At 71.0% G+C, this 15,019-nt stretch carries 13 protein-coding genes; 6 read left to right on the forward strand and 7 right to left on the reverse strand.

The window, feature by feature from the left end; translation table 11 throughout:
- The first annotated feature begins 17 nt into the window (after positions 1-17).
- The 5 genes from ABZT12_RS24075 to ABZT12_RS24095 all read left to right on the forward strand — a co-directional run bounded on the left by ABZT12_RS24075 (position 18) and on the right by ABZT12_RS24095 (position 4,811).
- The gene (locus ABZT12_RS24075) at positions 18-1,451 is read left to right on the forward strand and encodes an MFS transporter (RefSeq protein WP_356388150.1); all 1,434 of its coding nucleotides are present in this window, start codon (positions 18-20) and stop codon (positions 1,449-1,451) included.
- A gap of 41 nt (positions 1,452-1,492) precedes the next feature.
- Entirely contained in the window at positions 1,493-2,515 is a 1,023-nt protein-coding gene (locus tag ABZT12_RS24080) for a TolB-like translocation protein (RefSeq protein ID WP_356388152.1), read from the forward strand.
- Positions 2,516-2,638: 123 nt separating this feature from the next.
- Positions 2,639-3,703, forward strand: a complete 1,065-nt coding sequence (locus ABZT12_RS24085; protein ID WP_356388154.1) for an aromatic ring-hydroxylating dioxygenase subunit alpha — start codon at positions 2,639-2,641, stop codon at positions 3,701-3,703.
- Entirely contained in the window at positions 3,700-3,879 is a 180-nt protein-coding gene (locus ABZT12_RS24090) for a hypothetical protein (RefSeq protein ID WP_356388156.1), read from the forward strand. Before ABZT12_RS24085 ends, ABZT12_RS24090 begins: the two co-directional genes overlap by 4 nt.
- Entirely contained in the window at positions 3,876-4,811 is a 936-nt protein-coding gene (locus ABZT12_RS24095; RefSeq protein ID WP_356388158.1) for a PDR/VanB family oxidoreductase, read from the forward strand. Before ABZT12_RS24090 ends, ABZT12_RS24095 begins: the two co-directional genes overlap by 4 nt.
- 162 nt (positions 4,812-4,973) lie before the next feature.
- On the opposite strand, the gene ABZT12_RS24100 is transcribed toward ABZT12_RS24095, so the two are convergent.
- From ABZT12_RS24100 to ABZT12_RS24130, 7 genes are all read right to left on the reverse strand, one after another.
- Positions 4,974-7,157: a discoidin domain-containing protein gene (locus ABZT12_RS24100; RefSeq protein WP_356388160.1), complete on the reverse strand. Its 2,184-nt coding sequence runs from the start codon at positions 7,155-7,157 to the stop codon at positions 4,974-4,976.
- Positions 7,158-7,210: 53 nt separating this feature from the next.
- Positions 7,211-8,812 (reverse strand): glycoside hydrolase family 13 protein, encoded by a 1,602-nt coding sequence (locus ABZT12_RS24105; RefSeq protein WP_356388162.1) that lies wholly within the window; start codon positions 8,810-8,812, stop codon positions 7,211-7,213.
- 39 nt (positions 8,813-8,851) lie between these two features.
- On the reverse strand, positions 8,852-9,727 hold the full coding sequence (locus tag ABZT12_RS24110; RefSeq protein ID WP_356388164.1) for a carbohydrate ABC transporter permease: 876 nt from the start codon (positions 9,725-9,727) through the stop codon (positions 8,852-8,854).
- On the reverse strand, positions 9,724-10,680 hold the full coding sequence (locus tag ABZT12_RS24115) for a sugar ABC transporter permease (protein WP_356388166.1): 957 nt from the start codon (positions 10,678-10,680) through the stop codon (positions 9,724-9,726). Before ABZT12_RS24115 ends, ABZT12_RS24110 begins: the two co-directional genes overlap by 4 nt.
- A gap of 5 nt (positions 10,681-10,685) precedes the next feature.
- Positions 10,686-12,032, reverse strand: a complete 1,347-nt coding sequence (locus ABZT12_RS24120) for an extracellular solute-binding protein (protein ID WP_356388168.1) — start codon at positions 12,030-12,032, stop codon at positions 10,686-10,688.
- A 120-nt stretch (positions 12,033-12,152) separates the two neighbouring features.
- Entirely contained in the window at positions 12,153-13,151 is a 999-nt protein-coding gene (locus ABZT12_RS24125; RefSeq protein WP_356388170.1) for a LacI family DNA-binding transcriptional regulator, read from the reverse strand.
- Positions 13,152-13,473: 322 nt separating this feature from the next.
- On the reverse strand, positions 13,474-14,133 hold the full coding sequence (locus tag ABZT12_RS24130; RefSeq protein WP_356388172.1) for a hypothetical protein: 660 nt from the start codon (positions 14,131-14,133) through the stop codon (positions 13,474-13,476).
- A gap of 223 nt (positions 14,134-14,356) precedes the next feature.
- On the opposite strand from ABZT12_RS24130, the gene ABZT12_RS24135 reads away from it, so the two are divergent.
- Positions 14,357-15,013: a helix-turn-helix transcriptional regulator gene (locus tag ABZT12_RS24135; protein WP_356388174.1), complete on the forward strand. Its 657-nt coding sequence runs from the start codon at positions 14,357-14,359 to the stop codon at positions 15,011-15,013.
- Positions 15,014-15,019 lie beyond the last annotated feature (6 nt).

Consider the following 15,019-nt stretch of genomic DNA (forward strand, 5'->3'; position numbering starts at 1 on the left):
ACCAGGAGTCACTGATCATGTATCTCACCGACCGCTCCACGCCGCCGAGTTCGCGGACCGGGCCGGACCGGAGACGCGGCCTGGGGTCCAGGGCCGCCCCGGTCGTGTTCGCGCTGGGCACGGTCAGCCTGATCACCGACGTCTCCTCGGAGATGGTCACCGCCGTCCTGCCGCTCTACCTGGTCACCACCCTCGGTTTCAGCCCGCTGGGCTTCGGCACCCTCGACGGTGTCTACAACGGCGTCAGCGCACTCGTCCAGCTCACCGGCGGCCATCTCGCCGACCGGGTGCGCGACCACAAGCTGATAGCCGGCCTCGGCTACGGCCTCTCCGCGCTGTGCAAGCCGCTCCTGCTCTTCGCGGGCGGCATCGGCACGATCGGCGCGGTCCTCGCCCTGGAACGCACCGGCAAGGGCCTGCGCACCGCCCCGCGCGACGCGATGATCTCCCTGTCCACACCGCCCGAGAGCCAGGGCCGGGCCTTCGGCGTGCACCGGGCGATGGACACCACCGGCGCGATGCTCGGCCCACTGGCGGCCTTCCTCATCCTGCGGGTCGCCGTCGACGGCTACGACGCCGTGTTCGGGGTCAGCGCGTGCGTCGCCGTGCTCGGCGTCCTCGTCCTGATCCTCTTCGTCCCCGGCAAGGAACGCGGCGCACCGCCCGGCACGGCGACACCGATGGCCGGCCCCCACAACACGGCGGACACAGCCGACACATCCGCCACATCCGACGCAGCCGACGCAGCCGACCCGACAGGCGCAGCGAGCCTGACGGACACGACGCGCCCCGCGGGCTCGCCGCGGACCGCGGACGGCGGACGGCCCGCCGGAACGGCCGCCGTCGACGGCAGGCCGCCGGTCCGCGTGCGCGAGGCACTGGCGCTGCTGCGGCTGCCCCGGCTGCGGGCGCTCGCCGGCTGCGCCGCGCTGCTCGGCCTGACCACCGTCAGCGACGCCTTCGTCTACCTCCTGCTCCAGCGGCGCGCCGGCATCGGCGAACAGTGGTTCACGCTGCTGCCGCTGGGCACCGCCGTCGTCTTCCTCCTGCTGGCGATGCCCGTCGGCGCGCTGGCCGACCGGATCGGGCGGCGCACCGTCTTCCTCGCCGGACACGCGGCCCTGCTCACCGGCTACGCGCTCCTGCTGTGGGCCCCGGCCACACCGGTCCTGCCACCGCTCGTGCTCGCCCTGCACGGCACGTTCTACGCGGCCACCGACGGGGTGCTGCCGGCCGCCCTCGCCGACATCGTGCCCGAGCAGCTGCGCGCCAGCGGCCTCGCCATCGTCGGTACCAGCCAGGCGCTGGCCCGCTTCTGCTGCTCGCTGGCGTTCGGCGCCGCCTGGACGGTGTGGGGGGACGGCCCGGCGCTCGCCGGTGCCGCGGCCGGCCTGCTGTGCTGCGCGGCCGTCGCGGGCGCGGTGCTGCGCCCGGCCGGCGCCGCCCGATGACCACCACCGCGAGAAGGACCACCACGGCCAGAGGGACCACCATGACACCGTTCCGCCGCCGCCTGCTCGTCCTCGTCACGGCGGTGCTGCTCCTCGCCGGCCTGGGCACCGGCGTCGTCCTGCACGCCGCCGACCGCGCGGACCGGGCGAACCGGTCACAGCCGGGTGATCCGGCCGTCGACAGCGGACAGTTGACGCTCCGCCAGAAGCACCGGCTCGCCTTCGTCAACGCCGCGGCCGGCCCGCACCGCACCGCCCTCGCCTCGGTCCCGTCCACCGACCCCGGCGGCGGCCGGACCGCCTCGGACCTGAAGTGCGCGCGGTTCTACGCGGCGGCCGGCACCGGCGTCTGCCTTCAGTCCGTCCCCGGTGTGCTGCGGCAGAGCAACCGGGCCCTGCTGCTCGACTCCGACCTGCGTACGGTGCGCACCTTCCCGCTGGCGGGCACGCCCAGCCGGGCCCGGGTCTCGCCCAGTGGCCGCTTCGTCGCCTGGACCGTCTTCGTCTCCGGCGAGTCGTACTCGTCCGCCTTCTTCTCCACCCGGACCTCGGTCCTGGACACCCGCACCATGCGGCTGACCCCCAGCGTGGAGACCTTCTCCATCAACCTCGCCGGCGAGCCGTACCACGCCTCGGACGTCAACTTCTGGGGCGTCACCTTCGCCGCCGACGACGACACCTTCTACGCCACCCTCAACACCGCCGACCGCACCTACCTGGTGCGGGGTTCGCTCTCCCGCCGCTCGGTCACGACCCTGGTGCAGAACGTGGAGTGCCCCTCGCTCTCCCCCGACGGCACCCGGATCGCGTTCAAGAAGCGGATCCTGTCCCGGACCGACCTCTGGCACGAGTACGTCCTCGACCTGAGCACCCTGCGCGAGACCCCGCTCGCCGAACGTCGCAGCGTCGACGACCAGGCCACCTGGCTCGACAACCGCACCGTCGCCTACGCCCTTCCCACCAACGGCAAGGTCGGCGGCAGCGACCTGTGGAGCGTCCCCGCCGACGGCACCGGCACCCCCCGCCTGCTGATCGCGGACGCCTCCTCACCGGCCCCGCTGTAGGCCGAACCACCCCGGCCGCCCCGGCGGTTCACCGTTTCCCTTCCGCGAGACGGAAGGGCTGTTGCGCCGCTGTGAGCCCCGTCACGACGATGACGCCACCATCCGACGACGGGAGCCGCACCCATGCCACACACCACCGCCTTCGCCAGGAACCAGTGGTACGTCGCCGCCTACCGCCACGAGGTGGGGCGCGAGCTGCTCGGGCGGACGATCCTCGGCGAGCCGCTCGTTCTCTACCGCACCGAGGACGGCGGAGCCGCGATCGCTCTCCACGACCGCTGTGTGCACCGGCGCTTCCCGCTCTCCGAGAGCAGGCTCGACGGCGACCGGATCGTCTGCGGCTACCACGGCTTCACCTATGACTCGACGGGCGGCTGCGTGTACGTGCCGGGGCAGAAACGCGTGCCCCGGACCGCCCGCGTCGCCGCCTACCCGGTGGTCGAGCGGGACGCGCTGGTCTGGGTGTGGATCGGGGACCCGGCACTCGCGGACCCGGACGCGGTCCCCCGGGCCCGGCATCTGGACTCCCCGGAGTGGACGACCGTATGCGGTATGGAGCCGATCGACGCCGACTACGGGCTGCTCGTCGACAATCTCCTGGACCTCTCCCACGAGACCTATCTGCACAGCGGCTACATCGGCACCCCCGAGGTCGCCGAGACCCCGATCACCACCGAGGTCGACGAGGGCGCGGGCGTGGTACGGGTGAGCCGGCACATGGACGACGCCGAGTGTCCGCCGTTCTACGCCCGCTCGACCGGCATCGAGGGCCGGATCACGCGGTGGCAGGACATCGAGTACCACGCGCCCTGCCTCTACCTGCTGCACAGCCGGATCGCCCCGGTCGGGGTACTGCCCGAGCCGGACGGCGGCGACCCGAACGGCTTCCACACCGAGATCACGTACGCCATCACGCCCTCGTCCGACGGCCGGGTGTACGACTTCTGGGCGGTCTCCCGGGACTTCGCCCGGGACGACGACGAAGTCACCGCGTTCCTGCGGGACTTCAACCACACGGTGGTCATGCAGGACGTCGACGCGCTCAACCTCCTCCAACGGGCGCTGGGTTCGGAGCGCGACGGCTACCAGGAGCTGAGCATCAACATCGACACCGGCGGACTGGCCGCCCGCCGGATCCTCGCGCGGCTGGCCGCGGAGGGCGCCGAGCCGGTGGAGAAGGTCCGGTGACGGCGCGGACCGGCGAGGTCTACCGCATCGAGTGGGTGCCCGGCACCGACCTCCTGCACGGCACCTGTCACTGCGGGCGCGAACACACCGCCGAGGACCCGACCGAGATGTGGGAGTGGATGCTGGCCCACTCTCGGGGACACGCGCCGGACGAACGCCGAGGAGCCGGATCATGACCCTGTACGAGTCCGAACTCGTCGTGCACAGCCGTGAGGTCGTGGCGGACGGTGTCCTCGCCCTCACCCTGCGGCACCCCTCGGGCGAGCCGCTGCCCGACTGGGAGCCGGGCGCCCACATCGACGTCGTCCTCGGCCCGGGACTGGAACGGCAGTACTCGCTCTGCGGCGACCCCGCCGACCGTGCCTCCTGGCGGATCGCGGTGCTGCGGGAGCCGGCCGGGCGCGGCGGGTCCGCCCATGTGCACGAGCGGTTGGCGCCCGGTGACAGCGTGCTCGTCCGCGGGCCGCGCAACCACTTCCGGCTGGAGCCCGCCCCGCGCTACCGCTTCGTCGCGGGCGGTATCGGCATCACCCCCGTCCTGCCGATGCTCGCCGCGGCCGAGGCCGCCGGCGCCGACTGGACCCTGCTCTACGGCGGCCGCACCCGCAACTCCCTCGCTTTCATCGGAGAGTTGGCCCGTTACGGCGACCGGGTCACCCTCGCCCCGCAGGACGAGACGGGGCTGCTGGACCTGGCGTCGGTGGCGGTCGACGCCGGAGACGGCACCCTCGTCTACTGCTGCGGTCCCGGGCCGCTGCTCGACGCCGTCGAGGCGCGCTGTCCGGCCTCGGTCCTGCGCGTCGAGCGGTTCCGGCCCACGGTCCAGGCGACGGGCGGGGACGGCGAGTTCGAGGTCGAGCTGGCGCTCAGCGGCAGGACGCTGACGGTCCCGGCCGGCGTCTCCGTCCTGGACACCGTGCGCGCGGCCGGTGTCGAGGTGCTGTTCTCCTGCGCGGAGGGCACCTGCGGCACCTGTGAGACCGACGTCCTGGAGGGCACCCCGGACCACCGCGACTCGGTCCTCACCGACGCGGAACGGGAGGCCGGCGAGACGATGCTCATCTGTGTCTCCCGCTGCCGGGGGAAGCGGCTCGTGCTCGGCCTCTGACCAGGAGGGCGCGGGCGGCCCCGCAGTGCTCAGCGGAGTACGGCACCCGCCCGCGTCGCCCCGGAGGTCCTCTCCGGCGGCCCGGCCCCGCGCTTCGCCGACCGCGGACCCCTGTGCGCCAGCGGGTCGAGGCGGCGGAACGCGGAGCCCCCGAGCGGTCGGTCACGGAGCCGAATACGCCTCCACCTCACTGAACTGACCCGCCGGCCAGCCGGTGTTGGCGGTCACGTTCAACCGCAGGTAGCGCAGGTTCGTACCGCTCGGCAGGGCCACGGTGACCGTGTTCCCGCTCGCCGGGTCGAAGCGGTAGCCGGTGGAACCCACCACCGTCGCGTAGCCGGAACCGTCGGTGCTGCCCAGCACCGACAGCGTCTGCGTCCGCGCTCCCCACGCCCAGGAGGGCGGCAGCTTCAGCACCAGCCGGCGCACGGTCTGGGCCGAGCCGAGATCGACCGTGAGCGCCTGCGGGAAGGCGTTGTTGGTGGACTCCCAGTACGAGTTGGCGTCCCCGTCGACCGCCTTGCCGGGGGTGTAGACGTCCTGGGAACCGGTGGCGGTGGCCGGGCGGCCCTTGGCGAGGTTGGCGTTCGGGTCCGCGGGCGGGTTGCCCTGGCCGGGCTGCGGCCAGGTCGAGCAGTCGGACCAGGTGCTGCTCCAGCCGGAGTTGCCGCCGCCGTCGGTGACGGCGAAGGTGCCGGAGCCGGACGGGTAGGGGCAGTTGTAGACACCGGCCGAACCGACGCCCGCGGCCTGGACGTTGCTGAACTTCGCGGCGCCCTGGGCCTCGGCCTGGACGACGACCGTGCCGGTGTTCTGCACACTCGCGCCGGTCACGGTGACGTTCCCGGTCGAGTAGCCGTGCCCGCCGCCGGAGACGAACTCGAAGGCGCTGTAGGGGCTGTTGGTGATGGTCGTGTTGGTGATGTTCACGGTGGCGTTGATAGCGCTGTCGTAGGAGTCGACGCGCAGCGCTCCCATCGGATGGTTCCAGTTGGGGTTCATCGCGCCGGTGCGGACGAGCGTGTTGCCGTCGACCGTGATGGTGCCGGCGAGGGGGGAGAACGGGTCGAGGAACTTCTGGTTGGAGATGGCGATACCGCTGCCGAGGGCGTTGGTGTCGGAGACGAGGTTGTTCTTGACGGTGATGTCGGTGCCGCCGTAGATGGCGATGCCGTTGGCGAGGTTGGGCTGCGAGACGGTGTTGTTCTCGAAGCTGCTGTTGGTGTCCGGGGAGTACAGCGACCACATGGCGAGGGCGTCGTCGCCCTGGTTGCGCAGGAAGTTGTTGCGGACGCGGACGCCCTTGGCGGTGCCGTTGAGGTTGATGCCGTCGGCGGTGGTGTCGAGGATGCGGTTGTTCTCGATGACGAGGTTGTCGTTGCTGCCGGTCAGCCAGAGACCGACCTTCAGGTGCTGGATCCACATGCCGGAGACCGAACTGTTCGGGCCCAGCGCGCCGTTGACGAAGTTGTCGGGGTTGGAGTCGACGCGTTCGGTGACCTCGCCGATGACCGCGAAGTCCTTGATGTGGACGCCCCCGGCGGAGCTGGACTGGTCGACGAAGCGCGAGGTGTGCACGACCGAGTACCAGTTGCCGGCGCCCTGGAGCGTCACGTTCTGTACCCCGCTCAGGGAGGAGGTGAGCCGGTAGTCGCCCGGCGGGATCCACACCACTCCCCCCTGGGCGGCGGAGATGGCGTCCCGGAAGGCCTGGGTGGAGTCGCCCGCGCCGCTGGGGTCGGCGCCCTTCGAGGTGACGGAGACCGATCCGGCGGGCTGCGTGGCGGCTGCCGCGACCTGCTCGAAGTCGGCCACGTCGACCGTGACCTGGGTGCCGGTCGACTGGAAGGCGACCTTGTCGCCCGGCTGGACGCTCTGGCCGAGCAGCAGCCGGGCGTTGTCGAAGAAGTGGTGCGTCTTGGCGCCCGCGATCCAACTGGTGTCGATGTAGGAGTACTTGGAGGTGACGGGGAGGGTCTTCGCCAGCTTGGTGCCGTTGACGTACACGTCGAGCGTGCCGGTCTGCCCGTCGGGGACGTTGTAGGCGAGGTTCACGGCGTTGGCCGCGCTCGGCACCGTGAACTCGACCCGCTGCCCGGAGGTCAGCCGGACGGCCTGGCGCCCGGACGCCTCGGAGGCGAGGGTGCCCTGCGTGTAGTCGGGGCCGACCTTGGTGCCGGTCGTGGTGGCGGACTCGGCCTCGACGGCGGTGAAGGGGAGGCCGGCGCCCACCGCCGCGTGGGCGGCGGTGGGGGCCAGGGTGACGAGCATGCCGGCGGCCAGCGCCACGGCGGCTCCCACGGCTGGCATGCGCCTGACAGATCTGGCGGTGAGGGTGGTGTGCATGTGCTGATCCCTTCGGGGTGGGGGTGCGGGGATAGCGGATGCAGGGAGGGCGGCTATCCGGCGCGGAGCCAGGCGGCCGTGTCCTGCGGGAGGCGGCCCCGGTCGTCCAGGGGGCCGCTGGTGAGCAGGGGGCGGGCGCCGCCCGGGAGTTCGACGGGCGCGTCGGAGAGGTTGACCACGCAGGTCGCGCCCCCGACGCGGGTGAAGGCGAGCACGCCGTCGGATGCGGGCAGCCAGGCGAGGGGGGCGTCGCCGAAGACCGGCCGCAGACGGATCGCCGCACGGTACAGACGCAGCATGGAGTCGGCATCCTCCTGCTGACGGTCGACCGCGTACGATGTCCAGTCGGCCGGCTGCGGCAGCCACAGCTCGTCGCGCGCACCGAAACCCGCGTTCGGCGCGTCGGCGGCCCAGGGCAGCGGCACCCGGCAGCCGTCCCGTCCCGGGTCGGTGCCGCCCGAGCGGAAGTACATCGGATCCTGTATCCGGTCGACCGGCAACTCGACTTCGGGCAGACCGAGTTCCTCGCCCTGGTAGAGGTAGACCACCCCGGGCAGCGCCAGCGACAGCAGCGCGGCGGCCCGGGCCCGGCGGGTGCCGAGGTCGAGGTCGGTCGGGGTGCCGAAGGCCTTGGCCGCGAAGTCGAAGCCGGTCTCCGTGCGGCCGTAGCGCGTCACCGTGCGGGTCACGTCGTGGTTGCACAGCACCCAGGTGGCGGGCGCGCCCACCGGCGCGTGTTCGGCGAGCGTCTCGTCGATCGCCGTACGCAGCCGTTCCGGGTCCCAGGGGCAGGAGAGGAAGCTGAAGTTGAACGCGGTGTGCAGTTCGTCGGGACGGAGGTAGCGGGCGAAGCGTTCGGTGTCGGGGAGCCAGACCTCGCCGACGAAGACGGCGCCGTACGCGTCGGCCACCGCCCGCCAGGAGCGGTAGATGTCGTGGAGTTCGTCGCGGTCGACGAAGGGGTGCGGGTCGCGGCCCTCGACGAAGTCGGGGAGTCCGGGGTCCTTGGCGAGCAGCGCGGCGGAGTCGATGCGGACGCCCGCCACGCCCCGTTCGAACCAGAAGCGCAGGATGTCCTCGTGTTCCTGACGCACCGCGGGGTGGGCCCAGTTGAGGTCGGGCTGCTCTGGGGTGAAGAGGTGGAGGTACCAGTCGCCGTCGGGGAGCCGGGTCCAGACGGGCTCGGTGGAGCCGACGAACTGGGACGGCCAGTCGTTGGGCGGGAGTTCACCGTGTTCGCCGCGGCCGGGCCGGATGTGGAACAGGTCGCGTTCGGGGCCGCCGGCGCGGGCCGCGCGGAACCACGGGTGCTGGTCGGAGACATGGTTGGGCACGATGTCGACGATGGTGCGGATGCCCAGCTCGGCCGCCTCGGCGATGAGTTTCTCCGCCTCGGCGAGGGTGCCGAAGGCGGGGTCGATGGTCCGGTAGTCGGCGACGTCGTAGCCGCCGTCCTTCAGCGGTGACAGGTACCACGGGGTGAACCACAGGGCGTGCACGCCGAGTTCGGCCAGGTAGGGCAGTCGGGCGCGGACGCCCGCGAGGTCGCCGGTGCCGTCCCCGTCGCCGTCCGCGAAGCTGCGGACGTACACCTGGTAGATGACGGCGGAGCGCCACCAGTCGTCATGGCTGAGGGCAGGGGTGGGCTGTCCCACGGTGCTGGCCTTTCTGTCGGGGGCGTCGAGGGGGCGGCGTCAGCCCTTCGTGCTGCCCGCGCTGATCCCGGCGATGATGTGCCGCTGGAAGACCAGGAACATCGCGACCATGGGGATGCTCGCGATCACCATCGCGGCGAGGAGCACGGTCAGTTGGATGTTCTGGGAGAGCTGGACGAGTGCCACGCTGATGGGCTGTTCGTCGGTGTCGGAGAAGACCATCAGCGGCCAGAGGAAGTCCTGCCAGACGGCGACCAGGGCGAAGATCGACACGACGCCGAGCACCGGGCGGGAGAGCGGCAGCACGATGGACCACAGGGTGCGCAGCTGTCCGGCGCCATCGATCTCCGCGGCTTCCAGTACGTCGCGCGGGAGTTGGTCGAAGAACCGCTTGAGCAGATAGAGGTTGAAGGCGTTGGCGACGGCCGGCAGCCAGATGCCGAGCGGGTCGTTGAGGAGACTGGTGTGGATGAGGGGGAGGTCGGCGACGGTGAGGTACTTGGGTACGACGAGCGCCTGGGCCGGGACCATCAGCGTGGCGAGGATGCCGCCGAGGACGACCTTGCCGAACGCCGGTCGCAGTCGGGACAGGGCGTAGGCGGCGGCCGTGCAGAGGACGAGTTGCAGCAGCCAGGCGCCGGCGGCCTGGACGACGGTGTTCCACAGGTGCTGCGGGAGCTGCATCAGGTCCCAGGCGTCGGTGTAGCCGCTCGTGTGCCAGTGCTCGGGGATGAGTGTGGGCGGGGTCCGCGCCACCTCGTCCGGTGACTTCATCGCGCCGGTGACCATCCAGAGGACGGGGAAGAGGAAGGCGAGCGCGAAAAGCAGGACGACCGCGGTGAACACGGTCCAGTAGACGGCCTTGCCGCGGGGTCGGGCGAGCGTCGCCGGGGAGACGAGCGTCCTGGTGGTCACAGCTCCTCCTCTCCGGACCGGGTCAGTCGCAGATAGCCGGCGGAGAAGATCCCGAGGAGCACGAGGAGCATGACGCTCAGCGCGCAGGCGCCGCCGAAGTCGTTGTAGAGGAAGGCGTACTTGTAGATCAGGTACAGGACGGTGACCGTGGCGTTCTCCGGGCCGCCGCCCGTGATCACGAACGGTTCGGTGAACACCTGCATGGTCGCGATGATCTGGAGGAGCATCAGCATCAGGATGACGAAGCGGGTTTGCGGGACCGTCACGTGCCGCACGCGTTGGAGCAGGTTGGCGCCGTCCAGTTCGGCCGCCTCGTACAGCTCGCCCGGTATGGACTGGAGGGCGGCCAGGTAGATCAGCACCGTGCCGCCCATGTTGGCCCAAGTCGCCACGATCACCAGGGAGATGAGGGCGGTGTCGGTGCCGTTGGTCCAGTTCGAGGTGGGCAGGTGCAGCGCGCGCAGCGTCTCGTTGGCGAGGCCCGCTCCCGGGTCGTAGAACCACTTCCACAGCAGGGCGGTGACCACCGGCGGGATCATCACCGGGAGGTAGACGACGACCCTGAAGAAGGCTCTGGCGTGGCGGAGTTCGTTGAGCACGAGGGCGAGGACGAACGGGACGGCGAAGCCGACGAGCAGGGCCAGCAGGGTGAAGGTGAGGGTGTTGCGCCAGGCGGCCGCGAACTCCGGGTCGTGCAGGACGCGGGTGAAGTTGGCGGTGCCGACCCACTGGGGCGGGGAGCCGGGTGTGTACTTCTGGAAGGAGATGACGACCGCGCGGACCGCCGGGTACCAGGAGAACAGCGCGAAGCAGAGCAGTCCGCCGATGAGGAACGCGTACGCCCGTGCCTGGTCCAGGAGTTGGCGCCGCCACCGCCCCCCGGCGGGGGGCGGCGCCTGGACCGGCCGTACGGCGAGCGGCTCGACGGGCCGCCGGGCGGCCGTCTTCGTCATCGGTGTCAGCCCCGCGCCAGGATGCCGTCGATCTTGCCGGAGGCGTCCTTGAGGAGCTGGTCGATGTCGGCGTCCTTCTTGGTGAGGACGGCGGAGACCGCGCCGTCGAGGACGGAGTAGATCTGCTGGGCGTCCGGCGGCTCGATCTTCATCCGGAGGGTGTGGTTGCCGTCCAGGAAGGCCTGGTAGTTCTCCACCGGGACGTTGGCGTTGGCCTTCTTGACCTGCTGGTCCTTGGCGTCGGCGGCGCCGGTGAAGAGTCGCGGTTCGGGGAGTCCGACGGGCGCGTCCGCCTTCTTGGCGCGCGCGTAGTCGCCGAGGAAGCCGTCTCCGGGCGTCAGGAACATGTGGTCGAGCCACTTGAGGCCGGCCCGGATCTGGGCGGGCGTGTCGTGCTTGTTGAACATGTAGCCGTCGCCGCCGATGAGGGTGCCCTGGCCGCCGGGCATGGGGGCGAGGGCGAGGTCTTTGTAGTTGCCGCCCTTCTCCTTGACCAGGATCGGGATGTTGTCCGGGGCGGAGAGGTACATGCCGAGCTTGCCCGAACCCATCAGCTGCTGCACGTCGTTGATGACGAGGAGCTGCTTGCTGCCCATGGAGTTGTCGGTCCAGCGCATGTCGTGCAGGTTCTGCAGGACGGCGTGCCCCTGGGGGGTGTCGATGGCGGCCTTCTTGCCGTCCGCGGCGACGACGTCGCCGCCCTGCGCGTACATCTCGGCGGTGAAGTGCCAACCCCCTTGGTTCTGGGCGCTGTAGTCGGCGTAGCCGATGGTGCCGTTGCCGAGCGCGGCGATCTTCTTGGCGTCGGCCCGGACCTCCGCCCAGGTGGCCGGCGGCCGGTCGGGGTCGAGGCCGGCCCGCTGGAAGAGCTCGCGGTTGTAGATCAGTCCCATCGAGTAGCCGGTGCGCGGGACGCCGTAGACCTTGCCGTCCACGGTGTAGATGTCGCGCAGCTGCCGCTGGAGAGTGGCGTAGCTCTTCAACTCCTTGACGTACGGCGTGAGATCGGCCGCCTGGCGGATGTCCACGACGTGCTTGGCGTCGGTGAAGTACGTGTAGAAGACGTCCTCCATCTGGCCGCCGGCGAGCTTGGCGTCGAAGGTCTTGGGGTCCTGGCACGGGAACGCGTCGTGGGCGACGACGTCGATGTCCGGGTTCTGCTTCTCGAAGGAGGCGATGTCCTGCTCGAAGAACGCGCGGTCGACCTTGGCGCTCTTGGGCGGTTCGCAGTTGACCGTGATGCGGGTCTTGCCGCTCGCCGGGTCGTCGCCCGACCCGCAGGCGGACGCGGACAGGGCGAGGGAACAGACGCCGATCGCGGCGAAGGTACGGCGGAACCCGGTACGTCTCATCGGTGGGACCCCTCTGGGCAGGAGCGGTGGGCGACGCACACTCAAGCACCGGCAGCAGGGCTCCGCAAGATGTCACGCGGGATCTGTAATTATTCGACAGCGGGGAGAATCCGCCGGATCTCAGTCGCGCGGCGCTTGCGCGGTCGAACCGCGGACCACCAACTCCGGTTCGAACAGCAGCTCTTCGGCCGGTACGGCGGTCCCGCCGATCTGCGCATTCAGCAACTCCACCGCCGCCCGGCCCATGGCCTCGATGGGTTGGCGCACGGTCGTCAGCGGGGGTTCGGTGCAGTTCATGAACGCGGAGTCGTCGTAGCCGACGACGGAGATACGTGACGGTACGTCAAGTGCCTTGCGCCGGGCGGCTCTCACCGCGCCGAGGGCGAGCGGGTCACTGGCGCAGATGATGCCGGTGACGCCCTGGTCGATCAGCCGGGACGCCGCAGCGTGACCGCCCTCGATGGAGAAGATGGCGCGCGCCACGTACGTGTCGGGCAGCTCCCCCGCGATCGCCCGCGCGGCGGCCAGCTTGCGGGCGGAGGGCACGTGGTCGGCGGGCCCGAGCAGCAGTCCGATCCGTTGGTGGCCGAGCGAGGCGAGATGGCGCCAGGCCTGCTCGACGGCGACGGCGTCGTCGCAGGAGACGCTCGGGAAGCCGAGGTGTTCGATGGCCGCGTTGACGAGGACCACGGGGATGTTGCGGTCGGCGAGCAGCCGGTAGTGACCGTGTTCGGCGTCGGCCTGCGCGTACAGGCCGCCGGCGAACACCACGCCGGAGACCTGCTGTTGGAGCAGGAGTTCCACGTAGTCGGCCTCCGAGACCCCGCCCTTGGTCTGGGTGCACAGCACGGGGGTGAGTCCGCGCTGGGCGAGGGCGCCGCCGATCACCTCGGCGAAGGCCGGGAAGATGGGGTTCTGCAGCTCGGGCAGGACGAGACCGACGAGCCGGGCCCGTTCGCCGCGCAGTTGGGTGGGCCGCTCGTAGCCGAGGACGTCCAGGGCCGACAGCACGGCCTGCCGGGTGGCCTGGGAGACACCGGGTTTGCCGTTGAGCACCCGGCTGACCGTGGCCTCGCTGACCCCGACCTTCTTCGCCACCTCAGCAAGTCGTCGCGTCATACGCGCAAGAATAGCGCAAGAAACGCAAGTAGCTTGCGTAAAGCTGGCACGTCATCGCCACCGACGACGGGGTGCCCCCAGCGACCTTCGGGCGAGGGGGCGGCGGGCGGGTTCGGTCCCCGGAAACCGGTGGAGGGCCGTTCGGAGACCGTTCGGATCAAGAGGGGGGCCACCAGGTGAGGAACGTCGGCCCACGGCTGTCCATCCGCCGTCCGAACCGACCTTTCAGGGAGCGGCAGTTGCCGGTGTCGCGGCGAGATCCGGGTGTCGGCCGACGACCGTCTGCCGACACCTCGACGGGGGTGGCCCGCCGTACGGGCCCTCACCCGCGCTCGGGCACGACCCTCAGATGCGCGGCACCGCGGCGTGCGAGGCGGGGTCTGGCCGGAGCGCGACGGGCCTCGCGCAGGACCAGGGTGAAGCGCGTGTAGCCCATCTCCTGAAGGGTCTTGGGGGTCTCGCCGACGACCCGACAGTCGGTGGCTCCCCACCGCGGGTCGGGATGGAGCACCGGGCGGATCGCCCCGTCGTGCTCGACGGCGCACTCGCCGACCGCGCGGACCCAGTGCGGGAGGCCCTGCCGGTAGGCGGCCTCCATGATCGGGTCCTGGGCGATGTCCCGGCGGATGGCCTGGAGTCCGTGGTCGTGCCCGTGCCGCTCCACGGCCGCTGCGAAGTGCGCCAGCATCGGCAGGCACCAGCTCGACTCGTGCTCCCCGAGGACCGTGGCCGCGTCCGGGTGGAAGAGGACGAAGCGCAGGAAGTTCTCGCCAGGCAGCGCCGTCGGATGCGAACCGACGCCCCCGAAGAGTGACTTGAACGCGCTGTTGGCCAGCACCACGTCCCAGCGGTGGTCCACCACGAAGGAGGGAAAGGCGACAGCCTCCAACAGCGCGGCGTAGTCCTGGAGATACGCCTGGGCTTCCGGACTCTCGGGGACGGGCCGCGGCGCGGACCGCTGCCCACCTGCCTGATACGCCATCGGGAGGTCACCCCTCTTGCCTATGCGGCCTTCACGCGGCGCCTTGATCCTCCTGCCCCGACGCAAGCCATGTCAACTATCGTGGCATTTCATGCTGGTTGACGGCTGAAATTGGCCACAGTTGTGGCGAGACCTGGATGCGGGTTCGAACGAACCGATACTCTCCGGGATGTTCACGGCCACCATTTGTGAGAAGCCTGTGAGAGACGTAGGAGATCTGTCGGTGTCGGATGGCTTCGAGGTTCCGGGCGCCGCGGCGACCGCTCTGCTGCCCGCCGTCGTCGCCCGCGTCACCGCGCTGACCGAACGGCTCGGCGTACCGCAGGCCGAGGTCTTTCACGTCGGCGCGCTCTCCGACGCCTGCGGGGTCCCGCACTCCGTGATCAGGGCGTTGCTGAGCGGCCGTCCGGCGGGCGAACCCGATGTGCAGGCTCGCTTCCTGCAACGGCTCGACCTGTTGCGCCGCACCCGGCTGAAGCCCAACGGGCGCAAGTACACCCAGCAGGAGATCGCCGACGGCGCGGGCATGTCCCGCCAGCAGGCCGGCGCGCTCATCAACGGCGACCGGCGGCCGACCATGGAGCACTGCGACGCGCTCCAGCGCTTCTTCCGCGTGCACGCCGGCTTCCTCACCGCCGAGGACCCCGAGGCGCTGGCCGGCGCCCTCCAGCGCGCCGAGCAGGAGCTGCTGCAGCAGCTCGCCGACCGTGAGCGGGCCGCCGCGGAGTCCGCGGGCGACCCGCTGGAGCGGCTGCTCCAGGACCACGGGGTACGGGGCATCGCCTGGCGCGCGGCCCAACTCCCCACCGACCAGCACCGGGACAAGGTCGCGGAGTGGCTGGACATGCTCCTGGAAAGCGTCAAGCGGCCCGAGTCCTGATCCGGG

Origin of the sequence: Streptomyces sp. NPDC005423 (assembly GCF_040606415.1) — a bacterium.
GTDB lineage: Bacteria > Actinomycetota > Actinomycetes > Streptomycetales > Streptomycetaceae > Streptomyces.